We start from the raw sequence: 25,248 nt of genomic DNA on the forward strand, positions 1-25,248 counted from the left end.
CTTTAGCGCTCACCAAAAGCTTCTGTCACATTGGTAAATACCGGTTTCCAGAGATACTGAAATACCGTTTTGTCTCCGGTCACGATGTCAGCTTCACCTGTCATCCCTGGGATCAAGTCGAACCGGCCGGGTTTATCCGAAAAATAGGGCTTATCAATGGCAATTTGCACTTTGTAAAATACCCCGCCTTTTTCATCTGAATCGGTACTTGGAGAGATGCGTTTTACAATGCCGTCGAGGGCGCCATAACGGCTGTAATCAAATGCATCAATTTTAATCCTTACCGGCTGACCCACTTTCACAAAACCTATATCGCGAGGTGACAATTTGGCTTCCATTAAGCCCGTTTTTGTCATTGGTACAATGACCGCTACTGTGCCACCGGGCTGGATCACGCTGCCTGTCGATGAGGAGGGGATAGACTGAATAATGCCGTCGACAGGAGCGATAATGGTATTTTGTGAGACGAGAGAGCCTGATGATTTTAAGCGAGCGATAATGCCAAGCAGTTCTGCTTGGGCATCGGTACGTTTCTCACCGACCTCTTTGAGTAAGGTCACTTTTTTCTGGTTTAGTTGTTGTTCTAAATTGAGCAAGTTTTTAGCCAGAACCTGTTGTTTGCTCTCCATGCTTCTCAGTTCGCGCATGTAGGAATCTAATTTTTGTTGCGACTCTAAAATTCTTAGCTTGGATACGGCTTGCTCTGCGGTAACCGACTGCATCATTGTTAGCGTTTGTTCTGCGGTTTTAATTTGATCGCTTAGCGGTGGGATCTCAGCTAAGAGGCCATCGATTTCTGCTTGAGATTTAGCGATGTCAGACTCTGAGAGTTGCTGCATTGCTACTCGCTCTTGGTTCATGCGGCTCAGTGATGCGGTATGCAATTTGACCAATTGTGGGTACTCAACTTCAAACTCACTAAAATTAGCCTCTCGTTGGTCAATAAAAGACTCGTAGCGCTCAATTCTAAGTAACAGGTTTGCGCGTTTACTGGCGAGTTCCTCTTCTGCTGATTGACTGTCAATCGAGACAAAGCTGGCTAATACATCGCCTTTTTTAACCACATCTCCCTCTTCTACCATCACCGAGGCCATAGTGCCGCCAGCGCGACTTTGAATGATCTGTCGGTGGCCAAGAGGAACAACTTGCCCCTTGGATTTGGAGATCTCTTCTACCTCGGCAAACAGTGACCACAACAACATGATTAACACTGAACCTGTGATCAAAAAGATGATGCGCTTAATTAACTTTCTTTCTGCGGGAGCTTCAATCGCATCGGTAAATTCATGCTCAGGCCATACTCGGTTCGCTAGTTGACGATTATCCATTAGGGAGGTTCTCCTGAGATGATGCTTGCGGTGGCTGAGCAGATTTTTCTGGAATAGGGCCTGCGTAAACAACGGCACCTTTATCTAAAATTACGACCTTGTCAGCTTGCTGGATCAACTCTTGGTCATGACTGGTAAATAGCACGGTGCTTTTGCCTTTGAGGGCGCTAAATGTTTTTAGCAGTTGGGCTTTAGCTGCAGGATTACGATTGGCGATGGGTTCGTCGAGAATGATTAAACTTGATTGCTTCAATAGTGCTCGCGCTAAACTGATATAACTTCCTTCTACGGCTGATAACAGCGTATGACCACGATTAAACAGACTGATATTCAGATCATTTCCTAATGCTTTGAATAGCGACTCACCCCCGGCCGCTTTTATTGCGGTGATGAGCTCTTCATCGGTCGCGTCCAGTTTCGCTATGCGCAGATTGTCAGCCAAGGTACCAGGGAAAAGGTCGGGCTCGGCGGGGCAAAATGCGGCCCATTGTCGATATGCTTCAGGGTCATATTGCTTGAGGTTTTTGCCGTTCACCGTGATATATCCCGCTTGCGCTTCTGCCACTCCCATGGCAGCAAGTAACATCGAGGTTTTACCGCAGGCGTTAGGCCCAATAATAGCGACATTTTCGCCGGGTTCTATATCAACGCTGACACCCGTTAGGGCGGGGTCGACCTCTGCACCATAACGCAAAGTGACGTGTTGAAAACTTATCTTAGGTGCGACTTGAGTCGCTGGTGTATCGAGCCTGAGCTCATTGTGTTCCGTGCCTGCTTGCATAAAACGGTCAAACTGTTTTATTGCCATATCCATCATGGTAATTTTCTGGCGTGATGAAAATGCTAACTGTGCAGGCCCAGTTATGCGCCAAATCAGCATGACGCAGGCAATGAGTGCACCAGGGCTAATGCTCTGGTTGAGTACTAAGAAGATGCCTGTAAAAACGGTAACTAGCGCGGTAAGTAAACTCATGGCGTGGGCGACGGCGGCGTTTAAGCCATTGCGCTTAGCGTAGAGGAAGTTTTGCCGACAGTTCTCTTTGCATTGCCTGGCAAACTTAGTATTCCAGCCATCAGTTTCGCCGCTGGTTTTCAGTTGTAGCAGGTTTTTGGCGAGTTCATTAATAGAGTTTTGATAATCTCCACTAATGGTGGGCGCAGCTGATTGAGCATATTTATTGACGGCTTTCATCACTAAGTAAAACAGCAATAACATCACCAGCGGCACTATCACTAACCAGCCACTGAGTAGCGCGATGGTGATCAGTGCGATAGCGGTGAAAGGAAGGTCAACTAAACCTGCACCACCAGGGCCGGAAAGTAAGGTACGTACTTTTTCCGCATTGCGCATCCGTGCCATATGGTTCGACAAACCCACTCGAGACAACACCATCAGCGGCATACTCAATAACCGTCTAAAGGTGATATCTGAAAGGTCACGTGCAAATCGGTTGCTGGTGGTGGCTAGCAGGTTAGCTCGAGTGAGGCGTGTTATCACTAAAATGGCCAAAGCCAGTGCTGCACCAAGGGCGATGGTGGGCAGTACATCCGGTGCTTGTCCGCCAATGACGCGGTCATAAACGGCCATGGTAAAGAGGGGCACCGCCAGCCCGGTAATACTGGAGAGTAAACTCAGCCAAAATACCGGGCGGTACCACTTGGTGCGTTTGCTCATATGCGCTGCAAAGGCGCGAATATTCTGTTTGCTTGCAGGTAGACTTTCAATCACAAAAATATGCCCAATGAGGGGTAACTCTTGAGCACTTATTGCTTGCCACTGATCAGATTGCTGATTGAACATTTCATATTGCGCACCTCTACGCCTTAACATGACTGCAGGTTCATTATCAGGGACAATAATAAAAGGGTGAATGGCCTGTGAAATAGCATTTTTGTGCGTCTTATAGACCGAGAATCCAATGTGATGTTTTTTTAATAGGTTAGCGAATTTTACCGTGTCGATACTCTGAATTGCTTCATCACTGAGCAAATTATTCGCCTGAGAAAATAACCCTAGCTGCTGAAAAAGTGCGATTAATATATTTTTTAATTCAGGAGACGCTAGTGTGTTCTCACTCTCTTCTAGTGACTTGGCTTGGCTGATAGAGTTCATGCCTGAACCTCCTGCATCGCGGGCAAAACCTGACACTCGCCATGCTCACTAATATTGATGCGTAGATCGCTATTGTTAGCGAGTTCACTAAAGTGAGAAGCGCATAAAATGGTCATCTGGCCTTTATAGTGATTGAGCACATTAACCAGCCTTGCTTGAGAGTCGGCATCGAGTGAGATCATCGGTTCATCGAGTAATAAAATAGAGGGCGACTGTACGATAGCTCTTACCAGCGCAATAAGTTTCACCGCGCCTTTATTGAGCATTTGGCTATCGTTTACGCCAACCTCAGTTTGATAACCCGACGGCAGTTGGGCGATGCTACTGGTGAGTCCTAGTGCCTCGGCAACTTCCATCGCCAGTGACTCTCGCTCGGGTCTAAATAGGGTCATGTTTTCCAATAAGCTGCCCGCAAAAAGTGTTGGCCAAGGTGAAACATAGGTCACTGACTGGCGGTACTCATTGGCTTGGTGTTCGCTTTGTTCAACACCTGCAATGCTTATTGAACCTTGCTCTAAATGATGAAATGCACCGATAACACTGAGGAGTAAACTGGCATGAGTCAGTGGATCTGATGTGACAGTGACTAAGCTGCCGCTGGGGATGGATAGCGTGAAATTATTGAGTTTCGCGCCCACTTGAGAGCTGGCGATACTGTCAAAATTGATAGGTCCAATCGGCAGTTTCTGTTGGTACTTAGTGGTGCCTTTAAACACTTCTTGGGGCAGTTCAGCCAGATCGTTAACATGGTTCATGGCGGTATTGGCGCTGGCAAGCCGTGAACGCAAACTAATAATAGCACTTAGCGGTGCTATCGCTCTGCCCGCTAGAATGGAGCAAGCCGCCAACCCCCCCGTGGTGAGATCACCATTGAGCACTTCGAGGCAGCCGATAAGGACGATTAATAATGTAGTGCCTTGAGACGCGCCTTGAATGAGCTCTTGCAGTTTTGATGATAACCAATCGACTTGCTGTTGTTGTTTAAGGCGGCGGTAGTTAATTTCACTGTAGATGGATGATAGGCGCGACTCCATCGCCAATGCTTTTGCCGTGGTTAATCCCGATAACACCAATATCAACATGCGTGAGCGTTCGCTATCGGTTAATGCTAAATCTTGCGTGGCGCGAGTTAACTTTTTACCAATGAGGAAAACCAGCCCACCGATCACCGCCCACACTGCAATAGGAATGAACACCAATGGACCGCCGATATAGGCGACCAATGCTAAAAAAATGAGCACAAAGGGAAAATCCATTAATGCCACTAAGGCTTGTCCTGAATAAAGCTCGCGCATCGCCGCAATACTGGCAAGCCCGTTGGACACTTTACCCGTGCCTAAGCTTTCCACATGGTGATAGTCAGATTGCATTAACGCATTGACAACTTTAGTCGTGGTTTGCAGTTCAAAATTGGCGGCAGATGAGGCCAACAACCAACTGCGGGCATAGCGCAAAAGTAACTCTAATAGAATCGCGACCCCGACAGCGGATACGAGCACACTCGCGGTGCCGTAGCCTTGGTTCGGCAATATACGGTCGTATATTTGTAGCATGGTAAAAGGCAGGGCTAGAGACAGTAAATTGATGAACGTGGAGGAGAGCAGTAACTCTGCCTTAGCGCGATTATTGTTTAGTAAACTGAAGTTTTCTCTCATCGCTTATCGCATCCTTGGACAGTCAGAAAAAGGTGTATAAATAATAGTATAGCTTTAGCTAACTTATTAAACTTAACAGAGTATTTACATCTTAGTGTAAAAATAAAGCAACTTTTGTCGGTTTTTTTGTCAATGAGACGATGATTGAATTGCTTGAACTGAGTTGATGTTAGCTTGTTGATGAAAGGCGTTTGAATGTGTGCGGTTTTACTGAGGGGGGTCAGCCGGCAAATTTGCAGGGAAGCCGGCTGACGTTTAACGAATCTATTGGAGCGATAGATGCGTTAAATAGTACTATCAATGATGAGATTATTGAGTGTGTCTTAACCCAGCCTTATTCTTCATCGGATCGCCTTCGTAACCGAGTGCTTTCCAATTCATGCGGGTGCCTTTGTTATGGCAATCGCTACATTTCAAAGCGTCAGCTTTTGGTGAAACCATATGGTTGATACGCCACCACATTTCGGTTGCTGCAAAGCCGTGTTCACCACTGTAGCTTATGCCCTTTTCTACTAGCGTTTTATTGGCTTCCATACCTAACTTGGCTGCTTTGTCCCAATCATAGTCTGTCCAATATCCGCCTTCACCGTAAACTTTTGCAGTGACAAATATGTTTTGTTTACTGTCATAAATCTGTTTACCGCGGTGGACTTTAAAAGGATAGATCTTGGCCGTGCTATCGCTAATATCACCTAATGGGTAAGTTAATTTAGTGATTTTACTTGGGTCCATTTTGTCGCCAACCATATAGGCGTCAGCACTACCGTTATACCAAGCGTATTCTGGTTCAACCATCTTGCCCCAGACAAAGTTACCTTTCTTTTTCTGGTAGTTTTTCTTGCCATATTGATCTTTAGTTTCTTCAAGATCGCTACCGGCAGTTGACCAATCCCAGCTCATTTTAGTCGGTTCATTACGCGCAAAAAACGGAATGTGACAAGTTTGACAGGCGACACTTGCAGCATGAGTGTTGAGCTTTTTATTTTTGTGCGGCGTGGCTTCATGGCAGTTAACACAGCCAATCGGGTTTTGACCACCAGGCGAAACGCCCATGGCATTACCGGTGATCTGATGATCCTCAGTGGTATGGCAAGCTTGACACTGAAAATCATTGCCGTCGGTATCCATATGTACGTCAGTGCTTTTATCGGGATAAGACATAGAAGAGTCTAAATCGCCGTGCTTAACGGCATCGCCGCCACCACCAAAGAAATGACAAGTACCGCAGTTATCGCGCACAGGAGCGCCGACATTCTGTGCTACTCGCTGAAGGTTTACGCTTGCTAATGCTTCGCCAGCGCCTACCGGATCTTTGATGTAAGTGCCAGTGGTGTCATGGCAGACAAGGCAATCTACTTTGGTCATGTCGGTGAAATCAAAGTTATTGTCTTTCCAACCGTAACCCGCATGACAACTGGTACATCTTGGTTCGTTGCCTGATATTGAGGTACAGAAGTTATTGATCGCATCCTTCTTACCGCGTTTAACCGTGCGCCCTGGTAGTTTCTGTTCTAACTCCCAAGTCCAGTGTGATGATTTCATAAAGTCTTTGGCGTGATCTTCATGACATTCAATACATTGAGTCGTGACTTCAGAGCCTTGTGAAAAAGGCCCCAGCACATATTCGTTGTGAGGATTGGCCGCCATGGCGAATTGAGCGCTGACAAGCAGCCCTAACGCCATGGTTGGTATGATGATTCTTTTCATTTTTAATACTCCTTCCCCGGCTAGCGCCGGGGGGATTAACCTAACTTAGAATTTAACGGTGAGAGAAGCGTTGATGTCGTAAGCGGTGTCGACCACTGGTAGCATTGAGTAAGAAGTGCCCGCGATAACATCATCTACTTCTTGTGGTGCACCAACCGGTGTGCCGCTGCCGGTATATTCGAAATCGTAATAAATCCCTGCAAGTTTAATGAACATATTAGGGTTGATGTCGAACATGTAATAAGCCTCGGCAACATGGCCGCGAGTGGCTAACTTACTGCCGATGGGATCATCTTGTGCTTGAGTAAATGGTGTCCAATATTTAGAGCCGTAGTTGTACTCAAAACCAACTTTGCCGTAAGGCGCTGGGATCTGCACACCAGCATAGATGCTGTAGCCGTCTTTTGGACCACTGTCATCGGCAGCACTTGGCATCATGATGATCTCGGTGCCGTCAGAATTGAGCTTAGCTTCAAATACGGCATCACTTAACATGCCGCCAAACATTCCCGCGTTGCCATTGCCGTCGGCGCGAGTCCAACCGCCAGAGACGAACCATTTCACGTCGTTATCTTCTTCACGTGAGAAGCCGATACCACCGAGGTATAAGTCACCAATCACGCCGCTAGGTTGTACTCGAGTGACAAAGTTAAAGTTGTCGAATTTTTGCATGTCTTGGTACATGGTTGGCGCAAAAATGCTGGCCAGTTGGGTAGGGAACGCCATGGTGCCTTTAAAGCCATCATTGACATCCATTGCCCCAAATAGGGTGAACTGGAGGAAGTTTTTACCATCGTTAATGGCATCAATATTAAAGCCGCCGAGATGGGTATCTTTAGTGACAATGTCACCGAAGAGTTCGCCATTACCCCATTGCGATTCAAATCCCTGACCATAGCAAAAACGCACAACTTGGCCTTCAACACCAGTAATATCACCGAGGTGATAGCCCATGGTGGCGCCGTCAAAGTTGAAGTTAACTAAGTGGCCAGAAGGTGTGCCACCGCGCTTTTCATTTTCACGATACTGGGTTGGCGGGCCGTAGGTTGATGGGCGGCGACCAATTGACAGGTAAAGCGGAGAGCCATTGATATTTTTCCAATCAAAGTAAGCGCGCTCAACTCTAAGCCAGTCACCACTTGGGCTACCGCTACTGGTGCCATCCATGGTAAATGAGTTCCAAGAATCAAATACTTTAACGCCGGTGGAATCGCCCCAGTTTTTAAACATCGATAAACGACCCGCAAAGCTGACGTTATCCCAAACTTTGGCTTTTAGATTAAGTCTAAGGCGAGTGGTGTAGTAGATGTCATTGTCGATGTCTTGCGTGGTTTTTTGTGCCAACGAATAGGGCATAACACCTTGCAGTTGACCGCTTTGGAAGGCTGCGGCGAGATTAGGATCGGCCGCCATCATCTTGCCTAGCGGTGAATTACCATCGGTCGGAGAGCCAAATACGCCAGACATGGCTTTGGCGCCAAAGTCACTGAAGTTGACTTTAATCGCGGGATTCCAAGTCACATTTTGATAGTGCAGTGTATGAGCTTTAGTACGGAAATCACCAGTGATCAGCAGTCTATCTAATGCTGTATGGCGTTCGTTGCCATCGACACGATCATTAAGATCATCTAATTCGCTAGTGATGTCTTCAAGTTGTTGTTTAAGATCTGCCATTTTTTGAGCATCGTTTTCTGCAGCATAAACGCTACCAGATAAAGCAAGCGCATTGGCAACAAGCAGTGAAATTAGAGTACGCATAACATCTCTCCTTTCGAGTTTTTAACCACTTTTTATATGGTTAACCTCGATTGATGTTGAGGAACGGCCTCGGATTAGCTGATTTTTGGCAGCATTAGGCCCTGAGGCATTCCCCATTTATTTAATTTAATGTTTGGTTCTAACTTGGTTAGAAGGACTTAATCCTTCATGCGGCTAGCCACAGGTTTGTGGTTGGTCGGAATCGGCTGCATGGTCATATAGGAATTGCTGAATGTCCTTAATGTCCTTCTTTGATAGCGCATTGAACGCTTCTTGATCACCCTTGTGCTTCATGCGCTTGAAGAAGCGATCCCACTGACTCATGGTTTTTGTCATCGGGGTCATTTCTCCACCGATATCACCTTGGCTATGGCAGGCTTTACACTCTTTTTTATACAGATGTTTACCTTTTTTAGGGTTACCGCCATCAGCGGCTTGGGCTTGAAGACCTAAAGACAGAGCTAGAGCAAAACCTATTCCGATTTTTGTGATTGTTTTCATCATCATTTCCTTACTATTTTTATATTTTTACGCTGTCCTTCGCGTGGTTAACAGAATGCTTCCAAGATGCGCCTGTGTTGTTGCTTAATTTAGCAGGGAGGTGTTACTGAATAGTTGAGCTCGATCACTTTCATGATAAAAATCTAATTGATAAAAATATCATTGAAATAAATCTAATGTATAGGGCTATATTTTCTTTTGTTATTGTTTTATAGGTATTTTTATTTTTTTATGTAGTAGATTAATTTTAATTCGGTCATTTATATCGATTTTTTGCAACCGATTAAGATCACATTTCTGTTTTTCAGCTATCTCTAAAGTGATATTAATTCGTTAATACACGGTAAAAATAAAGCCCTGCTAACTTTCGTTAACAGGGCTTTATTTGATAGCTTAGGATGTCATGACTGTGAGGACTGTATTTACCTCTTAACAAGCATGATTACCACAGCGATAATGATTAAGGCTGTTGGCGGGTGGGTGCTAATACGATTTCACGAACACACACATTTTGTGGTTGTTCAAAGGCAAATACCGCAGCGTCTGCAACTGCTGATGGCTCAATGACACCACCCATGAACTCTTTCCACTCTTCATAGCCTGCTTTAATGTCTTCATTCGTCGTGTGGCTAAGCAGAGCTGTTTCAACTGCGCCAGGGGCGATAGTAATCATGCGTACATCGTCCATTGCTACTTCTTCACGGATGTTTTCTGTTAGTGCATGAACAGCAAATTTACTTGCACAGTAAGCGGCATGGTTAGGGAACGTTTTACGGCCAGCAATAGAGCTAACGTTAATGATAGTGCCTGTTTTACGGGCTTTCATGTCTGCAAGAACAGCATGAATGCCATTAAGCACACCCATCACATTGATGTTCAACATCTGGCTCCACTCTGCAGGATCTTGTACATCAGCAGCACCGAGTAACATAACACCGGCGTTATTGATTAAGCCGCCAACGGGGCCAAATTTAGCTTCAGCTGCTGCTATCGCACTTTTCATTGCTGCAGCGTCAGTAACATCAACGCTTATGCACAAAGCATTTTCAAGCTTTAGTGCTTCCATAGGCTCAACGCGACGAGCAAGTAACAGTAGTGGATGACCTTTAGCGCTAAATGCTTGTGCCATTGCTGCGCCGATACCTGAAGATGCACCAGTAATTACGATAAGTTGTTTCATATAAACCTCAGTAAGATGTATTACGCCAGTCATGCAATTGAGTAGGCAGTTTCTACGTTAATCATGTCGAATTGGGAGTATTTTAACGATATGTCGATTGTTGATATATAATGCATAGCGAACATCATTGTTTACATATAACTCCTAATTGAATGAGTGTAATGTAAGCTGGTTATTCCGTTTTAGGGTAGAAGCTATCAAATGTACAAAGACTTAAATTTAGCAGATGTGAGAGCATTTACCGTGATTGCCGAGCAGGGAAGCTTTACCTTGGCTGCAGAGCAGTTGGCATGCTCTCGCTCGCACCTATCCAAGCAACTGACCCAACTAGAAAGTTATCTTGGAGTGACCTTGATAACGCGTACTACTCGGGCGCAAAGGCTAACCGATCAAGGTGAGTTCTTTTACGAGCGCTGTCAGCATGCGTTGGATGTGGTGGAGCAAGCGGTGGCTCAAACTGTTGATAATGCGCAGAACTTACAGGGCAACATCAACATTAACTGCGTTGGCGGTTATATCGGTGAGGAGGTTGTTACCCGCTTGGTTAATGACTTTATGAGTGCGCAACCTAATATCAGCATTAATTTGGACTTTAGCAGTCAGCGAGTTGATCTGGTGTTAGATCATTTTGACTTGGTCTTTCGTATGGGCGAGTTAGAGGACTCAGGTTTAGTCGCGCGTAAGTTGATGGATATTAATAACTGCACACTGGCTGCACCTGGTTATCTTGAGCAAAAAGGTAAGCCTTTACACCCTAAGGCACTGAACGAGCATAGCTGCATTATCGGCACGGTTAATCACTGGAGCTTTCTGCAAAAAGAGGATGTTAAGCAAAAAACCGACGTGGCAATTACGGGTAAGTTTCGTTGTAAAAATGGCAGGGTAATGAAAAGCAGTGCATTAGCGGGGCAAGGTATAGTGCGATTGCCTGAGATTTATTGTATTGATGAGTTGAGCAAAGGTGAATTGGTACACGTTTTTGACGATTGGATGATTCCCGCAACGCCTCTATACCTACTTTACAATAAAGACAAATTCCAGCCTGCCCGATTGCGCGAGTTCATTAGTTTTACCACTGCTCACTTCAATGATTATGTTTAAGCTTTATATCGGTCAGTGTTCTGGTTCTGATTGTAATAATGCTTCAACGCCAGTAACGCCAAAGTATTGCACTGAATGTTTGATAGCAATTTTTTTTGCTATGAGCTCACCGTCTTTATAGATCTTAACAACCTTCTTCCCGCCTCTATCATTGGTGCTGTATTCATACTCATCATTAAGGCGAAGTTCGTCGAACTGAGATTTCATGATTAGATGCATAGTCACTCCTGTTTTTAACAGCGTGTTGGCTAGGTTAAGTGCCACATTAACCTATTTATGTAGACTCACAGCGGTGCTCAAAAGTTTCCCCTATTGTTCAATATAGATGATTTTTGTTCAATTGCTGTGTTTATTATATTAAGCCCATTAGTTGATAGAATTAGTTAAGGCTTTGCTTTAACTAATATTGATGACCACTGTGGCAACCGTTTATCAACGAAGTGAGCTTAGAAAATGTCTGTAGGCTACTTATTGAGACTAAAGATGGCATTGTTAACATTATTTTAGGGACTAGATTTAATGATCACAGTCATCAGTTTCAGTGCCTATTTGGTCGAGTCCTTCGACATTTAGGTGAGGGCACTGCGCTAATTAAATAAATCACTGGAATCGTTTGCTTAATGAGGAGATAAGTCAGTAAAAATCGCTCTTTACTGCAAGTGATTGAAGATATTTGAATACTTGGATGAAACTTTGGTAATAAAAATGTTGTTTTAAGGTTAACTTTTTATCCCATAGTTGTTTTTTTTGGCTTAGAATAACTCTAATAAGAAAAAACAATTTAAGACCTTTTTTCGATTTGGGCCGTATTGGTGTTAAAGCGTTAAGGACATAAAAAGGGCGGAATGGATGAAACTACGTAAATTAGCGCTATTGTGTGCATTAATCCCCAGCTTTTTTGCCTATTCAGGGCAAGAGTATTATGAGGCCCGTAGCGATGCGATGGGCGGCGCAGGTGTTGCATCATCTAATAATGAGGGGGCTGCATTCGTCAATCCTGCTCTTCTCGGTTTAAATGCGCACAAAGATAACTCAGCTGTATTACTGATGCCGGTATTGGGTGTTGATATGGCCGACAGCGACAACATGATTGATAAATTCGACTCTCTTATTAGCTCCTATGATGGTTTAGCCGCAGCCATAGATGCAGGTAATAGTGCCAATATTGATGTTTACAGAGATGATTTGATCCTCGATTTAGAATCACTAAAAGGCACATCAGCTTATGCCAGTGCTGGTCTTGGCTTTAGCGTGGCCATTCCGCATCAAAGAATGCCAATGGCCATTTTCTATAAAAGTTATGTTAGCGCCGTTGGTGTTGCCGACATTGCTCAATCTGATATTGATGCGCTGGCGAATTTAGATGCCAATAATCCGCCTGCAGTGACAGACTTAGCGTCAAGTGGTCAAGTTATTGGAGGCGCTGTTTCTGATTTAGGTATTGCGTTAAGTTTCCCGCTTTCTATCGTTAATATGCCGATCTCTGTCGGTATATCACCTAAGTTCCAACGCATTGACACTTATAACTATCGCGCTAGCGCGAACAACTTCTCTGCCAGCGACTTTGATGATGTTGAATATCGTAACGATGAAACCAGTTTCAATGTCGATGTCGGTGTGGCTATTGAACCTATCAACGGCTTAGTCTTTGGTTTATCAGGTCGAAATTTGATTAGCCAAGATGTCGATACCATTGAAGTTGAAGGGCAAAAGTTTACCTACAGTGTTGAGCCTTTAGTTACCGCGGGTGTTGCTTATGACTGGAGGCGATTAACGGTCACTACCGATGTTGATTTAATTGAGAATAAGAAGTTTAAAGAACTTGATGGCACCCAATATTGGCGCGTAGGAGGCGAAGTACGTGCATTTGACTGGATGTCATTGCGAGTGGGCTATCGTCACGACATGAAAGATTCAACGGCTAACATTTATTCTATTGGTTCTGGCTTTGCTTTTGGAGAATCATTTTTCCTAGACTTTACTGGGATGTTTGGCAGCGATGAAGCCATCGGTGGCGTATTGCAAACCTCATATCACTTCTAACACGCCATGATTTATCGATTTATAGCTGAGTTAACTGAGTTCGATAACCGATTTAATCGTTAAGATAAGTGCACTGAAACTACATAAAACCAGAGTGAAAGCTCTGGTTTTTTGTTTATCGACTCTGCCTACCAATCTGCCTGCAACGGCATAGCCCAATATGACTGAGGGCAATAGCATTAACGATGCCCACAAATGCTCAAGCTTTAGCAGCCCTGCAAACCCCAAAATGGTCAAAGCAATCATTGAGCTGAAAATAAAGAAAGCTGAAAGGGCTGCTCTAAACTGGCCGGCATCTTTACCTGCGAGTAATATTGCCAACGGCGGACCACCAATGGCGGCAATGTTGCCAAAGACGCCTGAGAGGATCCCAGCAATAAACAGACTTACACGGTTCACCGGGATACTAAACTTCATCAAACTAAAGCCAACGGCGAGCGCAACGATAAGAGCAATTGCCAGCCCTAAAATAGGTTGAGGGGCTATTACGATAAGCGTAGCGCCTAAGATACCGCCAGGAATACGTCCCAGTAGCGCATACTGCAGTCCGTTGAACTCAAGCTGACCACGCTCTCTAAAAAGCGTCAATACAGCGGTAGAGAATCCCATCATAATGACTGATGCTGGCACTAGGGAGGGTTCGATAATATATAACAGCGGACTTGCGATGACAGCTAAACCAAAGCCAATTAAACTCTGTGTTAATGCACCACAAAATATAATGATTGAGGCGAGAATGAGCGTGCTTGGCTCTAACATTTGGCTACCTAGAGGTTGTTAAATTTTCGAGCTTATTTTTTGTTCGAGTCTTTGTAATAAAGAATAATGATTTTATGACAAGGTTTGAGCGAAAGCTCATAACGCATTTTTGTCATAAAAAAATAGCAGCACAGAAACGAACCCGAAGGGCGCGGCTTCTGGTTTTTTACTCGAGCGAATGCAAACAAGGACCGCTTTGTGATCCTTGTTTGCAAATACTGAGCTGGTTTACTCTAGCTCTTCCCACTCAATGCCCATCTCATCCATCAAGCGTTTAACTTCCGCAGGCATGCTATCCGGCCTATCTTTTGATAGATCACCATCATTTGGCAACGGTTGTCCTGTGTAGGCGTGTAGAAACGCTTCACAGAGCAATTCGCTATTGGTGGCATGACGTAAGTTATTCACTTGGCGGCGTGTACGCTCATCGGTAAGCACCTTGAGTACTTTTAAAGGAATAGAGACAGTAATTTTTTTAACTTGCTCATTCTTTTTTCCGTGTTCAGCATATGGGCTGATATAATCGCCGTTCCACTCAGTCATTGACTCACCTGTAATTTTTAAATGCGGGGCAGATTTTAACCTCTTATGCAGCACAGTCAAATTATTGCCTCTATTTTATGACAAATGCAAATAGATTTCTAAATGCTTAGACGTCTAAACGGCTAAACTGGTTGACTAGGGTGAATTGCTTAGGTACATTTAGACGTCCAGACATCCCTAGTAAGAAAATATAGCAAGAGGAGTAGTACATGACCGAGCGTAAACTAGCCACTGTAGCTGTACGCCAAGGCATTGAGTCCGATACCCAACACGGTGCGGTTGTACCCCCGATCTATCTTTCTACCAATTATTCTTTTGATGGCCACAAAAATCCAAGAGATTTCGATTATAGCCGCTCAGGCAATCCCACTCGGTCAATCTTGGGTGACGCTATTGCTGAGCTCGAAAAAGGCTGTACTGGCGTTGTGACTTGCACTGGGATGGCTGCAATCACCTTAGCCACCAGTTTACTTGGGCCAGATGATTTGTTGGTGGTACCTCATGATTGTTATGGCGGTAGTTATCGTCTATTTACCAATCTTGCTAAGAAAGGCCAGTTTAAACTTGAAGTGGTTGATCAAACCGATGCAGCGGCATTGGCAACAGCCATTGCTAACAAACCTAAGATGGTGTGGCTAGAAACACCGTCAAATCCATTGTTACGGGTTGTTGATATCACGGCGATCAGTGCTGCCAGCCATGAAGTTGGCGCGCTTGTTGTGGTTGATAACACCTTTCTATCGCCCATCTTGCAACAGCCTCTGCTGTTGGGTGCTGATATTGTTATTCACTCGACCACAAAATATATCAATGGCCACAGTGATGTTGTCGGCGGTGCCGTGGTGGCGAAAGATGCTGAACTGGGCGAATTATTGCATTGGTGGTCAAATACCTTGGGGCTTACCGGCGGTGCATTTGATAGTTATCTAACATTGCGCGGAATTCGAACACTTGCAGTGAGAATTCGTGAACATCAGGCGAATGCGCAGCGGATCCTTGCTACTCTTACCCGTCATCGCGCGGTAGAGAAAGTGTATTACCCCGGCCTTAAAGATCACCCTGGTCATGAAATTGCTGCCAAGCAGCAAAAAGGCTTTGGTGCCATGCTCAGCTTTGAGCTAAAAGGCGGGGAGGAACAGTTAGTCGCTTTCTTAAAAAATCTTAATTATTTCTCTGTTGCAGAAAGCCTCGGAGGAGTAGAAAGTCTAGTGGCTGTGCCTGCAACCATGACGCATCGAGCGATGGATCCTGAGGCACGCGCACAAGCAGGGGTTAAAGACACCCTTATTCGTCTTTCAGTTGGTATTGAAGATGCTGACGATCTTGTTGCCGATATTGAAGCTGCACTCAATGCAGCTGTCGTTTGTTAATTAAAGGGGTTTAAGATGGCACGCTGTCACTTACATAAATTTGGTGGCTCCAGTTTAGCTGACGCAGACTGCTATCGTCGCGTTGCACATATTCTCCTGACTCATGGTAACAGTGACGATCTTGTCGTGGTTTCTGCGGCAGGAAAAAGCACTAACTTTCTGTATCGATTACTTGAGTTGAGCACGACTCAGCAGTTATGGCAGGAAGAGCTACAAATACTCATTAGTTTTCAACAAAAGCTGATCGAACAGTTATTGTCGAATGAGCAAGCTCGCTCGCTTAGAGAGCGACTATCAAACGATAAAGCGCAACTGATCAGCTTGTTGTCTATAGAATCTATCAACGATTACCAAAGTAGCCAAGTGGTGAGTTTTGGTGAGCGCTGGTCGTCCCGTTTACTGGCGGCGTTATTACGAGAGTCTGGTGTGGCTGCATCTGATGTTGATGCGCGTACCTTACTGATTGCTGATGAAGGCGCAGTGCCGCAGATCCGCTTGCAAGACTCGCGTCAAAGAGTGCAAACACTCATTGCAGCTCATCCAAATGAACGACTCATTATCACTGGCTTTATTTGTGCCAATGACAAGGGCGATACCTTGTTATTAGGCCGTAATGGCTCTGACTTTAGTGCCACGCTAATTGCCAGTTTGGCGGATATTGAACGGGTGACGATTTGGACCGATGTTGAGGGTGTATTTAACGCCGATCCGAATAAGATTAATGATGCCAAGCTATTGAGCAGCCTTTCGTTAGACGAGGCCAATCGTCTGGCGCATTTAGGTTCGCCAGTATTGCACAATCGTACCTTGCAACCCTTGTTTGATACTGAAGTGAGTCTTGCTGTTCGCTCAAGTTATGCATCACATACCGACTTTACGCTGATAGCGCCTAAAAGCTCGTCAGCCAGTGCGCCAGTGGTGACTAATCTAAACCGGGTGTCACTGTTTAACATTCAGTTGAATGGGGCTTTATCTGCATTGTTAAGTTTGCTAACTGATTCAGGGCTTTATCCGCTAGCGCATTGGTCGCTTGCGAAAAAGCGGGTTGAATTAACCGTTACCCTTGAGAATCAGAAGCAAGTTCAAGCGTTGCTCGATGCTAATCGCGAAGCGCTCGGTATTACTGATGTTCAAATTAGAGATGATTTTGGTCTGGTTGCGTTAGTGAGTGCCGATGCGGATCTTTATCGTCGTGGCTTTGCTCGATTACTCAGCCGTAATGCTCGCCCGCTGTTTAATGACGGCATGAGCTTGGTGACATTAGTGCCGCAATCGCAGGTGAACTTATTGACTCAAAAAGTGCATCGTCGATGTGCTGGCCCGCGTAAACGTATTGGCGTATTGCTCTTGGGTGTCGGCAATATTGGTGAAGCTTGGATAGAGCTATTTAACGGCGCACGAGCGGCCTTAAATAAAGAGATTGAGGCCAGTGTTGAGCTTGTCGGGCTGGTTAGCTCCCGAAAAGCCTTGATTAGCGATACGGGAATAGCACTGGATTCTTGGAAAACAGTATTTGAGCAAGATGCAACACCTTGGCAGTACAGTCACTTGTTTGATGAGTTACAAGCACTTGAGTGTGATGAAGTTATCGCGCTTGATATCAGTGCCAGCGCCGATCTAACGCTGCAATACCCGGAGTTTTTTGCCCGCGGTATTCATGTTGTCAGTGCCAACAAACTTGCAGGATCTGGACCACTGCCTTTTTATCGCGAGCTAAAACTACAACTGGGTAATCGCCGCTTGTTTTGGCGTTATAACGCCAGCTGTGGTGCCGGACTTCCGATACAACATGCCATTAATGATCTGCATAACAGCGGTGACAGTATAGAAGCGGTCGGTGGCATATTTTCAGGTACCTTATGTTGGTTATTTGAAAACTATGATGCAGTTAAACCCTTCTCTGAGCTGGTGGTTGAAGCACGAGGATTGGGGATCACAGAGCCCGATCCACGTGATGATTTATCGGGTCGTGATATGCAGCGTAAGTTGCTCATTTTGGCACGTGAAATTGGCTTAGAAATTGAGCTTGAAGATATTGAGCTTAAGTCATTGGTGCCTAAGCATCTTGCCGAGCTACCGTTAGCACAATTTTTGTCACGTATTGATGAGCTTGATGACGATATGCTACAGCAGTATTTAGCTGCAGTTGAGCAAGATAAAGTGCTTAGGTATGTCGCCGCGTTAGATAGAGTTGATGGTAAATTAAAGGCCGAAGTGAGTCTGCAATGGGTTGATAATAGTCATCCGTATGCCAACTTAACGCCGGGCGATAACGTGTTTGTTATTCGCAGCCAGTTCTACCAAGACAATCCACTGATTATTCGTGGGCCTGGAGCCGGAAGACAGGTGACTGCAGCAGCGGTGCAATCTGACTTAGCGCATATTTGCCGAGACTTACTGCAGGAATAATATTGTAAGGCTGATTGAAGCAGCTAAGCGATTAATTAAACAATGCATGTCAGTTACGCTGGCATGCATTTTTTGGTTTTAAGGCCTGCGTATTCGATTTCTATTGGTACATTCTGCTGCTGAATTAGCGGGCTATTTTATTGTCCGAAGAAAAAAACGCACTTGCCTGCTTTTTACACTTGACTTCAATCTCAGTTTCTCTAGTATATGGACATATAGACGTCCAAACGGCTATATTGAAAATGGCTAGACTAACGAGTTGAAGTAGAGGAAATAGAAATGGGCTTTCATCATGCACAACATGCGACATCATTGAACCAGAGCTTATCTGAGCTAAAAGATGATATAAACGTTTCTTTTGAATTCTTCCCGCCTTCGACTCCAGAGATGGAAAAGCTATTGTGGAACTCTATTCGTCGTCTTGAGCCACTTAATCCTAAATTTGTGTCTGTTACTTACGGTGCAAACTCGGGGGTTCGAGATCGTACTCATGGCGTGATTGAACGCATTCAAAAAGAGACTGATTTAGTTGCAGCTCCGCATCTAACATTGGTGGATGCGAGTGATGAAGAACTCAAAGAGCTGGCTAAGCATTATTGGAATAGCGGTATTCGTGACATCGTCGCTCTACGTGGCGATTTGCCTGAAGGCAGTGCCAAACCAACACGTTTTGCTAATGATCTCGTTCGTCTGCTACGCTCGGTGGCAGACTTTGATATTTCTGTTGCGGCTTACCCAGAAGTGCATCCTGATGCAAGCAATGCTCAAGCAGATCTTATCCACCTTAAGAAGAAGATCGACGCAGGTGCTAACCGCGCGATTACACAGTTCTTTTTTGATGTTGAATCTTATTTACGTTTCCGTGATCGCTGCGCTGCAGCAGGCATCGATGCTGAAATTGTCCCAGGTATCCTACCAGTGACTAACTTCAACCAAACTAAGCGCTTTGCGGCCATGACTAATGTATCCATTCCAAGCTGGTTACACCGCCAATTTGAAGGCCTTGAAGATGATGCGACAACCCGTCAGATGGTCGGAGCCAACGTAGCGATTGATATGGTTAAAGTCTTATCTCGAGAAGGGGTTAAAGATTTCCATTTCTATACGCTGAACCGTGCAGAACTGACTTATGCGATATGCCACACTCTTGGTGTACGCCCAGGTAAATAGCAAACCCGTTGTAGTTTAGGATCCAACGTTTCTGATATTGGATATGGTTAAAGTCTTATCTCGAGAAGGGGTTAAAGATTTCCATTTCTATACGCTGAACCGTGCAGAACTGACTTATGCGATATGCCACACTCTTGGTGTTCGCCCAGGTAAATAGCAAACCCGTTGTAGTTTAGGAACCAACGTTTCTGATATTGGACATGGTTAAAGTCTTATCTCGAGAAGGGGTTAAAGATTTCCATTTCTATACGCTGAACCGTGCAGAACTGACTTATGCGATATGCCACACTCTTGGTGTTCGCCCAGGTAAATAAACAAATCCTCTTTAGTCAGCGAGAATAAACCAATAGCCTACTTGTTAGGTTGTTGGTTTTTTTGTTTATTGAACCTATTTAGATTAAGGTTATTTAGATAAGAGGATATTTTAAGCTAGCATTATCTATTTCAAAGGAAAGGTAGATTATGGATAATCAAGCGAAGGCTCTGGCCGTTTTTTGCGCACTATTCTATTTGGCGGGCTGTCAGGGAGTGCAGTTTCAAAGTAATGTCACGCCTGAATATGTCGGAGGCACGCTTAAAGCCACAAAAGTTATAGAGTACTCGGTAGAAGAAATTTACAGTTTCGATTCACAAATGATTGGAGATGTGGCTTCATCTTATTGTCAAAAAGCGCCGAACTCCCCCAAACCTGGTTATTCCATGTTGTTGCGCGACTTAAAGTATAAAGTGCAGCAATTGGGAGGTAATGGAGTAGTCATAATGGAATGCACTAAGCAAGACCCTTTCGCGGAATGCAGCTACTTTCTAGAGTGTCGAGCATTAGCGTATAAAATTAACTTCTCATAGTCATTTTTCTTTTAAAAGTCGATATCCTTCTGATTTAACTGTTTAATGAGCAATTATTTTTCAGAAGCGCTATTGTTAAAACCATCAACTGATGGAGATATAAAAATGAAACGTGGATTGATAACGTGTGCTTTATTGGTGCTAAGTGCATCCTCTTATGCGGCTATGCCGCCTTCGGCAGCGCTGTGTGGCAGTTGTCATGGCCCTCAAGGGCAAGGCATAGAGCCTCTTGGCCCAAGATTAGCAGGGCTATCTGCTGATTATATCGCCAAACAAATTAAGTTGTTTCAGACCGGTAAAAGACAGAATGCGACCATGCAGCCTATGTCAATGACCCTCCAAGGTGATGCTGTTTATGCTGTTGCTGACTATTTTTCATCATTCGACGTGCCTATCGTTACACCTCATCTACGGGGTGAGAAAGCGGTATATGAAAATCCAACTGAGCAGCTAGTCTATCAAGGCGATTGGCAACGAGTCATCCCAGCTTGTGTTACCTGTCATGGACCTTCAGGGCTTGGTGTGGGCGAATTTCCACGGCTTGCAGGTCAGCAAGCATCCTACATTAAGAACCAGTTGATAGCGTGGCAGAAAGATTCCCGCAGTGGCGATCAAGATGGTGTGATGGGGACCATTGCTGACAAACTTACCAGTGCCGAAATTGATGCATTATCGAAGTATTTCGCAGAATTAAAATAAGGGGTTAACCATGAAAGTATCTCATTTAAGTTGGCTCATTATTAGCCTTAGTCCTAGCTTGCTGGTACAAGCGCAAGAACTGCCGGATAAACAGACTGAGCTTATTGCTAAGGCCAAGCAAGTTGGTCAAGCTTATTTAGTCCCTAGAGATTTAAGCTCGATTCCCCAAGGTGAGTTTGGCGATAAAGTTCGCTTAGGCTATCAGTTATTTGTTAATTCACAGCAGATGCGAGATAGCTATGTTGGTAATAATCTCAACTGTTCTAACTGCCATATGGATGCTGGCCGCCGCGCTAATGCTGCACCGCTATGGGCTGCCTATTTTGCCTATCCAGCCTATCGTAAGAAAAACGATAAAGTGAATAGCTATGAAGAGCGTCTTCAAGGGTGTTTCACTTACTCAATGAATGGCACACCGCCAGCGTCAGGCAGCAAAGAGCTGGTTGCGCTCTCTGCTTATTCCTACTGGCTCGGCATGAGTGGCTTAATGGATCAAGCTGGAATCACGACAGCAGTGGCTGAATTATCTGATAGTGACCTAATTAAAGGGGGGAAGCGCGAAGATATGCCACTACCTGAAGCCGTAAAGACTGCAATGACTCAGCCTGAGCGTGCTGCACTGCCAGGGAAGGGATTTCCTAAAATTGTCGCGCCTAAGCTGGCGTACTCACCTAAGCGCGGTAGTGAGGTTTATCAGGCTCATTGTCAGTCTTGTCATGGCGCAGATGGTCAAGGCTATGAGAGTGCAGGGGTTTACTCATTACCACCACTTTGGGGGCCACAGAGCTTTAACTGGGGCGCGGGTATGCATAGGGTTAATACCGCGGCTTACTTTATTTATGAAAACATGCCATTCAGCAAAAGTGTTCAGTTGAGTAATCAACAAGCTTGGGACGTTGCGGCATACATTAATGCACAAGAGCGCCCACAAGACCCAAGATTTACCGGTGATATAAAGCAACTGAAAGGCAAGTATCATAAGCACCAGGGCTACTATGGCAGCAGTGTTGACGGTAAACCTGAACTTGGTAGCAAAGCTTATGGGAATAACCCTAAACGCAGTGATTAATGGCTGTATTGGTGGTTAGATCTCTAACGCTAAGTTGGGATTTATTTTGCTTAGAAATGGGGTTCGTTAACGCGAGCCCTTTTTGTTACATTAACGGCCTGCAAGCATAAGGAGCAACAATGAAACAGACACATACAGCCAGTTGTCATTGTGGTGCGGTTCAATTAGCGCTTAACCTACCTGATGGCATTATTGATTTGCGACGCTGTGATTGCTCTATGTGCAGGCGTCGTGGCACCATCGTCACTTCTGCTGAGCTTGATGGGCTTAAGGTCGTTGCGGGTAAGGATAAACTATCGCTGTATCAATTCAATTCTGGTACCGCTAAACACTATTTTTGTAGCGTGTGCGGAATATATACCCACCATCAACGGCGCTCAAATCCAAACCAGTTTGGTGTTAATGTGGGTTGTATTGAGGGGGTTAACCCCTACGAGTTAACTGGCGTGACTCTTTGTGACGGGGTAAATCATCCCGCAGATCGATTAGTCAAATAAGCGGACAATATATTATGACGACAGATCCTTCCATTTGCCCACTATGTCAGTCCCAAAATCGCTGTTCAGTATTGCAGGGCAAGAGCATTGAACAATGTTGGTGTCGTTCGCAAGCATTTCCATCTAAGGCTGCACTTGAGCTTGCGGTAAGTGCAGAGCGAGTTAATCCTCTATTAGCGTCTAAATCCTGCCTCTGTCAGGCATGTATAAAGGCATTGAAGCAGCAAGAAGAGACTCAACAGTACAAAAGAGTCGATTAAGAGGGCTTACAGGGTGCGTAGCCACGACGGTTAATTGATAGAAATTCGAAAACAAAAAAGGAGCCATAGGCTCCTTTTTTATGTCAATTTTCCACGGATGGATAAAATTGATTTTATGTTTGCAACATATAGGTCAGTTTCTCATAAGTAGAAACTGACATTATTCTGTTACCTTTGCGAAATTACTCGCCAGCTGGACCTTTACGGTGCGGCTTTCTGTCACCAGAAGGACGACGATCGCCAGCACCAGTACTTGCACCAGCACCTGCTGGTTTACGAGGACGACGTGCTGGACGGCTATCACCACCACCTGCAGTGTTCTCGAATGTTTCACCCGCAGCTTCACGAATATTCAATGGACGGCCACATACACGTACTTTTCTAAGGTGATCAAGTACGTCTTTTGGCATTCCGTCTGGAAGGTCTATCGCAGTGACATGATCAAACAATTGGATTTGACCAATGTAACGGCTGTCGATGTTTGCTTCGTTCGCTACTGCACCCACAATGTTACCAACGCCAACGCCATTCTCACGACCTACGTCGATGATATAACGGCACATCTTAACATCTGGGTTGTCCTTCAATGAATCAGCTAGACCGATACTAGACGGTGTAGGACGAGATTCACGACGTGGACGATCTGGACGGTCACTACGTTCACGAGGAGCGCGGTCACTACGATCATTGCGGTCACGAGTGTTACGATCATCACGGCTATCGCGCTGACGCTCATTGATTGATGGCAATTGTAGAGGACGATCTTTCTGAACTTGCTGTAGCAAAGCTGCTGCAAGTAAATCAGTATCAACTTCTAGCTCTTGACATAATTTAGCGACTGCACCTTTCATGAAGTCTAAAGAATCTTTAGCAATCAATTCGCCAATTTGCTCACCTAAGCGAGAAAGACGACGTTCAGTCACTGTCTCTGGGCTTGGTACGTCCATTGGTGAGATGCGGCTATTCGTAGCACGTTCGATAGTGCGCAACATACGCATTTCTCTGTGTGTAACGAAAAGAATCGCCATACCTGTACGACCAGCACGACCAGTACGGCCAATACGGTGAACGTAAGCTTCAGTATCATATGGGATATCGTAGTTTACTACGTGTCCAATACGCTCAACGTCAAGACCACGAGCTGCAACGTCGGTTGCAATAATAATGTCTAGCTTGCCACGTTTAAGCTGATCAACTGCACGTTCACGTGCTTGTTGATTCATATCACCATGTAGTGGTGATGAAGCATAACCGCGAGCTTCTAACTTTTCAGCGAGTTCAACACAACTGTTACGAGTACGAACGAAGATGATAATACCTTCAGTCTTCTCAACTTCTAGAACACGTACTAACGCTTCTAGTTTATTGTGTTGTGATACTTGTACAAAACGCTGTTCAATTGTTTCAACAGTAGTAGTTGTTGTCGCAATCTTAACGTGTACAGGTTCAGTTAAATATTTGCCCGCAACACGTTTAATTTGCTCAGGCATAGTGGCTGAGAATAACGCGAGTTGACGTTGCTTAGGTGTATGCTCAAGGATCCATTCGATATCATCGATGAAGCCCATTTTTAGCATTTCATCGGCTTCATCAAGCACCATCGCTTTAAGCGAGTCTAGCTTAAGAGTACCACGACGCATGTGGTCCATAACGCGACCAGGAGTACCCACAATAATTTGTGGTCCACGACGTAATGCCGTTAATTGCTGTTGCATGCTTTGTCCGCCGTAAATAGGCAGAACGTGCAAACCTTGGATGAATTTTGCATAACTTGCGAAAGCTTCAGCAACTTGCACTGCAAGTTCACGTGTTGGTGCAAGTACCAAAATTTGTGGAGAATTAGTCTTTGGATCAATGCGGTTCAGTAGAGGTAGTGCAAATGCACCTGTTTTACCTGTACCTGTTTGTGCTTGACCTAAAATATCTTTTCCGGCCATGAGAGGATCGATACTCGCGGCTTGGATTGGCGTTGGTTTTTCATAACCGAGCTCGTCAAGAGCACGCAACAAAGGCTCGGAAAGACCGAGTTCGCGGAAAGTTTTTTCATTGGATGACATGGGTTGTAGCCTTGTGGAATAGCGAGCGCAATATTTACGCCTGGGTTTTTATAGACAGAAAATCAACCCCGTGTCGACTTCCCGCACCGAAACATTTATCAGTAAGCCGATTATTATAGCAGGGTGCAATTGGTATTACCATTTTATGCTGCTATTTTTATTGATTACTAAGCAATTTGTAGG

Annotated in this window: 22 protein-coding genes and 1 pseudogene; 12 read left to right on the forward strand and 11 right to left on the reverse strand. The window is 44.9% G+C overall.

Annotation, left to right across the window (positions count from 1 at the left end):
• Positions 1-2: 2 nt before the first annotated feature.
• The 7 genes from CXF83_RS04110 to CXF83_RS04140 form a co-directional block, all read right to left on the reverse strand.
• A complete protein-coding gene (locus tag CXF83_RS04110) occupies positions 3-1,328 on the reverse strand; it encodes an HlyD family type I secretion periplasmic adaptor subunit (protein ID WP_101089464.1) in 1,326 nt (441 codons plus the stop codon).
• Entirely contained in the window at positions 1,321-3,477 is a 2,157-nt protein-coding gene (locus CXF83_RS04115) for a peptidase domain-containing ABC transporter (RefSeq protein WP_232775026.1), read from the reverse strand. The genes CXF83_RS04110 and CXF83_RS04115 overlap by 8 nt, the downstream gene beginning before the upstream one ends.
• On the reverse strand, positions 3,438-5,096 hold the full coding sequence (locus CXF83_RS04120; protein WP_101089462.1) for an ABC transporter transmembrane domain-containing protein: 1,659 nt from the start codon (positions 5,094-5,096) through the stop codon (positions 3,438-3,440). Before CXF83_RS04120 ends, CXF83_RS04115 begins: the two co-directional genes overlap by 40 nt.
• 309 nt (positions 5,097-5,405) lie before the next feature.
• On the reverse strand, positions 5,406-6,779 hold the full coding sequence (locus CXF83_RS04125) for a tetrathionate reductase family octaheme c-type cytochrome (RefSeq protein WP_443018847.1): 1,374 nt from the start codon (positions 6,777-6,779) through the stop codon (positions 5,406-5,408).
• A 69-nt stretch (positions 6,780-6,848) separates the two neighbouring features.
• Positions 6,849-8,561: a DUF3373 domain-containing protein gene (locus CXF83_RS04130; protein WP_101089460.1), complete on the reverse strand. Its 1,713-nt coding sequence runs from the start codon at positions 8,559-8,561 to the stop codon at positions 6,849-6,851.
• Between the two features lie 174 nt (positions 8,562-8,735).
• Positions 8,736-9,065 (reverse strand): c-type cytochrome, encoded by a 330-nt coding sequence (locus CXF83_RS04135; RefSeq protein ID WP_101089459.1) that lies wholly within the window; start codon positions 9,063-9,065, stop codon positions 8,736-8,738.
• Between the two features lie 457 nt (positions 9,066-9,522).
• On the reverse strand, positions 9,523-10,242 hold the full coding sequence (locus CXF83_RS04140; protein ID WP_101089458.1) for an SDR family oxidoreductase: 720 nt from the start codon (positions 10,240-10,242) through the stop codon (positions 9,523-9,525).
• A 201-nt stretch (positions 10,243-10,443) separates the two neighbouring features.
• On the opposite strand from CXF83_RS04140, the gene CXF83_RS04145 reads away from it, so the two are divergent.
• Positions 10,444-11,343 carry a LysR family transcriptional regulator gene (locus CXF83_RS04145; RefSeq protein WP_101089457.1) on the forward strand — a complete coding sequence of 300 codons (900 nt, stop codon included), beginning with the start codon at positions 10,444-10,446 and terminating at the stop codon, positions 11,341-11,343.
• A 12-nt stretch (positions 11,344-11,355) separates the two neighbouring features.
• Here the strand turns inward: CXF83_RS04145 and CXF83_RS04150 are convergent, their stop codons facing one another.
• A complete protein-coding gene (locus tag CXF83_RS04150) occupies positions 11,356-11,562 on the reverse strand; it encodes a hypothetical protein (protein ID WP_101089456.1) in 207 nt (68 codons plus the stop codon).
• Positions 11,563-12,192: 630 nt separating this feature from the next.
• On the opposite strand from CXF83_RS04150, the gene CXF83_RS04155 reads away from it, so the two are divergent.
• Entirely contained in the window at positions 12,193-13,386 is a 1,194-nt protein-coding gene (locus tag CXF83_RS04155) for a conjugal transfer protein TraF (protein WP_101089455.1), read from the forward strand.
• A gap of 30 nt (positions 13,387-13,416) precedes the next feature.
• Here the strand turns inward: CXF83_RS04155 and CXF83_RS04160 are convergent, their stop codons facing one another.
• Together CXF83_RS04160 and metJ are read right to left on the reverse strand one after the other, a co-directional pair.
• Positions 13,417-14,145, reverse strand: a complete 729-nt coding sequence (locus tag CXF83_RS04160) for a sulfite exporter TauE/SafE family protein (protein ID WP_101089454.1) — start codon at positions 14,143-14,145, stop codon at positions 13,417-13,419.
• A 228-nt stretch (positions 14,146-14,373) separates the two neighbouring features.
• Complete coding sequence (gene metJ, locus CXF83_RS04165) at positions 14,374-14,688, reverse strand: met regulon transcriptional regulator MetJ (RefSeq protein WP_101089453.1); 315 nt, start codon at positions 14,686-14,688, stop codon at positions 14,374-14,376.
• A gap of 209 nt (positions 14,689-14,897) precedes the next feature.
• Between metJ and metB the strand changes: the two genes are divergently transcribed.
• From metB to CXF83_RS04215, 10 genes and pseudogenes are all read left to right on the forward strand, one after another.
• On the forward strand, positions 14,898-16,058 hold the full coding sequence (gene metB, locus CXF83_RS04170) for a cystathionine gamma-synthase (protein ID WP_101089452.1): 1,161 nt from the start codon (positions 14,898-14,900) through the stop codon (positions 16,056-16,058).
• A 15-nt stretch (positions 16,059-16,073) separates the two neighbouring features.
• A complete protein-coding gene (locus CXF83_RS04175; protein WP_101089451.1) occupies positions 16,074-18,467 on the forward strand; it encodes a bifunctional aspartate kinase/homoserine dehydrogenase II in 2,394 nt (797 codons plus the stop codon).
• Between the two features lie 279 nt (positions 18,468-18,746).
• Positions 18,747-19,637: a methylenetetrahydrofolate reductase gene (gene metF, locus CXF83_RS04180; protein ID WP_101089450.1), complete on the forward strand. Its 891-nt coding sequence runs from the start codon at positions 18,747-18,749 to the stop codon at positions 19,635-19,637.
• Positions 19,638-19,674: 37 nt separating this feature from the next.
• A pseudogene (locus CXF83_RS04185) lies at positions 19,675-19,794 on the forward strand (methylenetetrahydrofolate reductase); the annotation flags it as partial.
• Between the two features lie 43 nt (positions 19,795-19,837).
• Positions 19,838-19,951 (forward strand): methylenetetrahydrofolate reductase, encoded by a 114-nt coding sequence (locus tag CXF83_RS04190; RefSeq protein ID WP_374702359.1) that lies wholly within the window; start codon positions 19,838-19,840, stop codon positions 19,949-19,951.
• Positions 19,952-20,099: 148 nt separating this feature from the next.
• On the forward strand, positions 20,100-20,483 hold the full coding sequence (locus CXF83_RS04195) for a hypothetical protein (RefSeq protein WP_101089449.1): 384 nt from the start codon (positions 20,100-20,102) through the stop codon (positions 20,481-20,483).
• Positions 20,484-20,588: 105 nt separating this feature from the next.
• Positions 20,589-21,182: a c-type cytochrome gene (locus CXF83_RS04200; protein WP_101089448.1), complete on the forward strand. Its 594-nt coding sequence runs from the start codon at positions 20,589-20,591 to the stop codon at positions 21,180-21,182.
• A 10-nt stretch (positions 21,183-21,192) separates the two neighbouring features.
• Positions 21,193-22,251, forward strand: a complete 1,059-nt coding sequence (locus CXF83_RS04205) for a c-type cytochrome (protein ID WP_101089447.1) — start codon at positions 21,193-21,195, stop codon at positions 22,249-22,251.
• Positions 22,252-22,370: 119 nt separating this feature from the next.
• Positions 22,371-22,748: a GFA family protein gene (locus tag CXF83_RS04210; RefSeq protein WP_101089446.1), complete on the forward strand. Its 378-nt coding sequence runs from the start codon at positions 22,371-22,373 to the stop codon at positions 22,746-22,748.
• A 14-nt stretch (positions 22,749-22,762) separates the two neighbouring features.
• Positions 22,763-23,008: a cysteine-rich CWC family protein gene (locus tag CXF83_RS04215; protein ID WP_101089445.1), complete on the forward strand. Its 246-nt coding sequence runs from the start codon at positions 22,763-22,765 to the stop codon at positions 23,006-23,008.
• 182 nt (positions 23,009-23,190) lie between these two features.
• Here CXF83_RS04215 and CXF83_RS04220 read toward each other — a convergent pair whose 3' ends face one another.
• On the reverse strand, positions 23,191-25,065 hold the full coding sequence (locus tag CXF83_RS04220) for a DEAD/DEAH box helicase (RefSeq protein ID WP_101089444.1): 1,875 nt from the start codon (positions 25,063-25,065) through the stop codon (positions 23,191-23,193).
• Positions 25,066-25,248 lie beyond the last annotated feature (183 nt).

Origin of the sequence: Shewanella sp. Choline-02u-19, from assembly GCF_002836205.1 — a bacterium.
GTDB lineage: Bacteria > Pseudomonadota > Gammaproteobacteria > Enterobacterales > Shewanellaceae > Shewanella.

What these genes read in the sequence shown, in the direction of transcription:
- CXF83_RS04110 (WP_101089464.1), bottom strand. Translation starts at nt 1,328, where the DNA reads ATGGATAATCGTCAACTAGCGAACCGAGTATGGCCTGAGCATGAATTT.
- CXF83_RS04120 (WP_101089462.1), bottom strand. Translation starts at nt 5,096, where the DNA reads ATGAGAGAAAACTTCAGTTTACTAAACAATAATCGCGCTAAGGCAGAG.
- CXF83_RS04125 (WP_443018847.1), bottom strand. Translation starts at nt 6,779, where the DNA reads ATGGCGTTAGGGCTGCTTGTCAGCGCTCAATTCGCCATGGCGGCCAAT.
- CXF83_RS04130 (WP_101089460.1), bottom strand. Translation starts at nt 8,561, where the DNA reads ATGCGTACTCTAATTTCACTGCTTGTTGCCAATGCGCTTGCTTTATCT.
- CXF83_RS04135 (WP_101089459.1), bottom strand. Translation starts at nt 9,065, where the DNA reads ATGATGAAAACAATCACAAAAATCGGAATAGGTTTTGCTCTAGCTCTG.
- CXF83_RS04140 (WP_101089458.1), bottom strand. Translation starts at nt 10,242, where the DNA reads ATGAAACAACTTATCGTAATTACTGGTGCATCTTCAGGTATCGGCGCA.
- CXF83_RS04145 (WP_101089457.1), top strand. Translation starts at nt 10,444, where the DNA reads ATGTACAAAGACTTAAATTTAGCAGATGTGAGAGCATTTACCGTGATT.
- CXF83_RS04150 (WP_101089456.1), bottom strand. Translation starts at nt 11,562, where the DNA reads ATGCATCTAATCATGAAATCTCAGTTCGACGAACTTCGCCTTAATGAT.
- CXF83_RS04155 (WP_101089455.1), top strand. Translation starts at nt 12,193, where the DNA reads ATGAAACTACGTAAATTAGCGCTATTGTGTGCATTAATCCCCAGCTTT.
- CXF83_RS04160 (WP_101089454.1), bottom strand. Translation starts at nt 14,145, where the DNA reads ATGTTAGAGCCAAGCACGCTCATTCTCGCCTCAATCATTATATTTTGT.
- metJ (WP_101089453.1), bottom strand. Translation starts at nt 14,688, where the DNA reads ATGACTGAGTGGAACGGCGATTATATCAGCCCATATGCTGAACACGGA.
- metB (WP_101089452.1), top strand. Translation starts at nt 14,898, where the DNA reads ATGACCGAGCGTAAACTAGCCACTGTAGCTGTACGCCAAGGCATTGAG.
- CXF83_RS04175 (WP_101089451.1), top strand. Translation starts at nt 16,074, where the DNA reads ATGGCACGCTGTCACTTACATAAATTTGGTGGCTCCAGTTTAGCTGAC.
- metF (WP_101089450.1), top strand. Translation starts at nt 18,747, where the DNA reads ATGGGCTTTCATCATGCACAACATGCGACATCATTGAACCAGAGCTTA.
- CXF83_RS04190 (WP_374702359.1), top strand. Translation starts at nt 19,838, where the DNA reads ATGGTTAAAGTCTTATCTCGAGAAGGGGTTAAAGATTTCCATTTCTAT.
- CXF83_RS04195 (WP_101089449.1), top strand. Translation starts at nt 20,100, where the DNA reads ATGGATAATCAAGCGAAGGCTCTGGCCGTTTTTTGCGCACTATTCTAT.
- CXF83_RS04200 (WP_101089448.1), top strand. Translation starts at nt 20,589, where the DNA reads ATGAAACGTGGATTGATAACGTGTGCTTTATTGGTGCTAAGTGCATCC.
- CXF83_RS04205 (WP_101089447.1), top strand. Translation starts at nt 21,193, where the DNA reads ATGAAAGTATCTCATTTAAGTTGGCTCATTATTAGCCTTAGTCCTAGC.
- CXF83_RS04210 (WP_101089446.1), top strand. Translation starts at nt 22,371, where the DNA reads ATGAAACAGACACATACAGCCAGTTGTCATTGTGGTGCGGTTCAATTA.
- CXF83_RS04215 (WP_101089445.1), top strand. Translation starts at nt 22,763, where the DNA reads ATGACGACAGATCCTTCCATTTGCCCACTATGTCAGTCCCAAAATCGC.
- CXF83_RS04220 (WP_101089444.1), bottom strand. Translation starts at nt 25,065, where the DNA reads ATGTCATCCAATGAAAAAACTTTCCGCGAACTCGGTCTTTCCGAGCCT.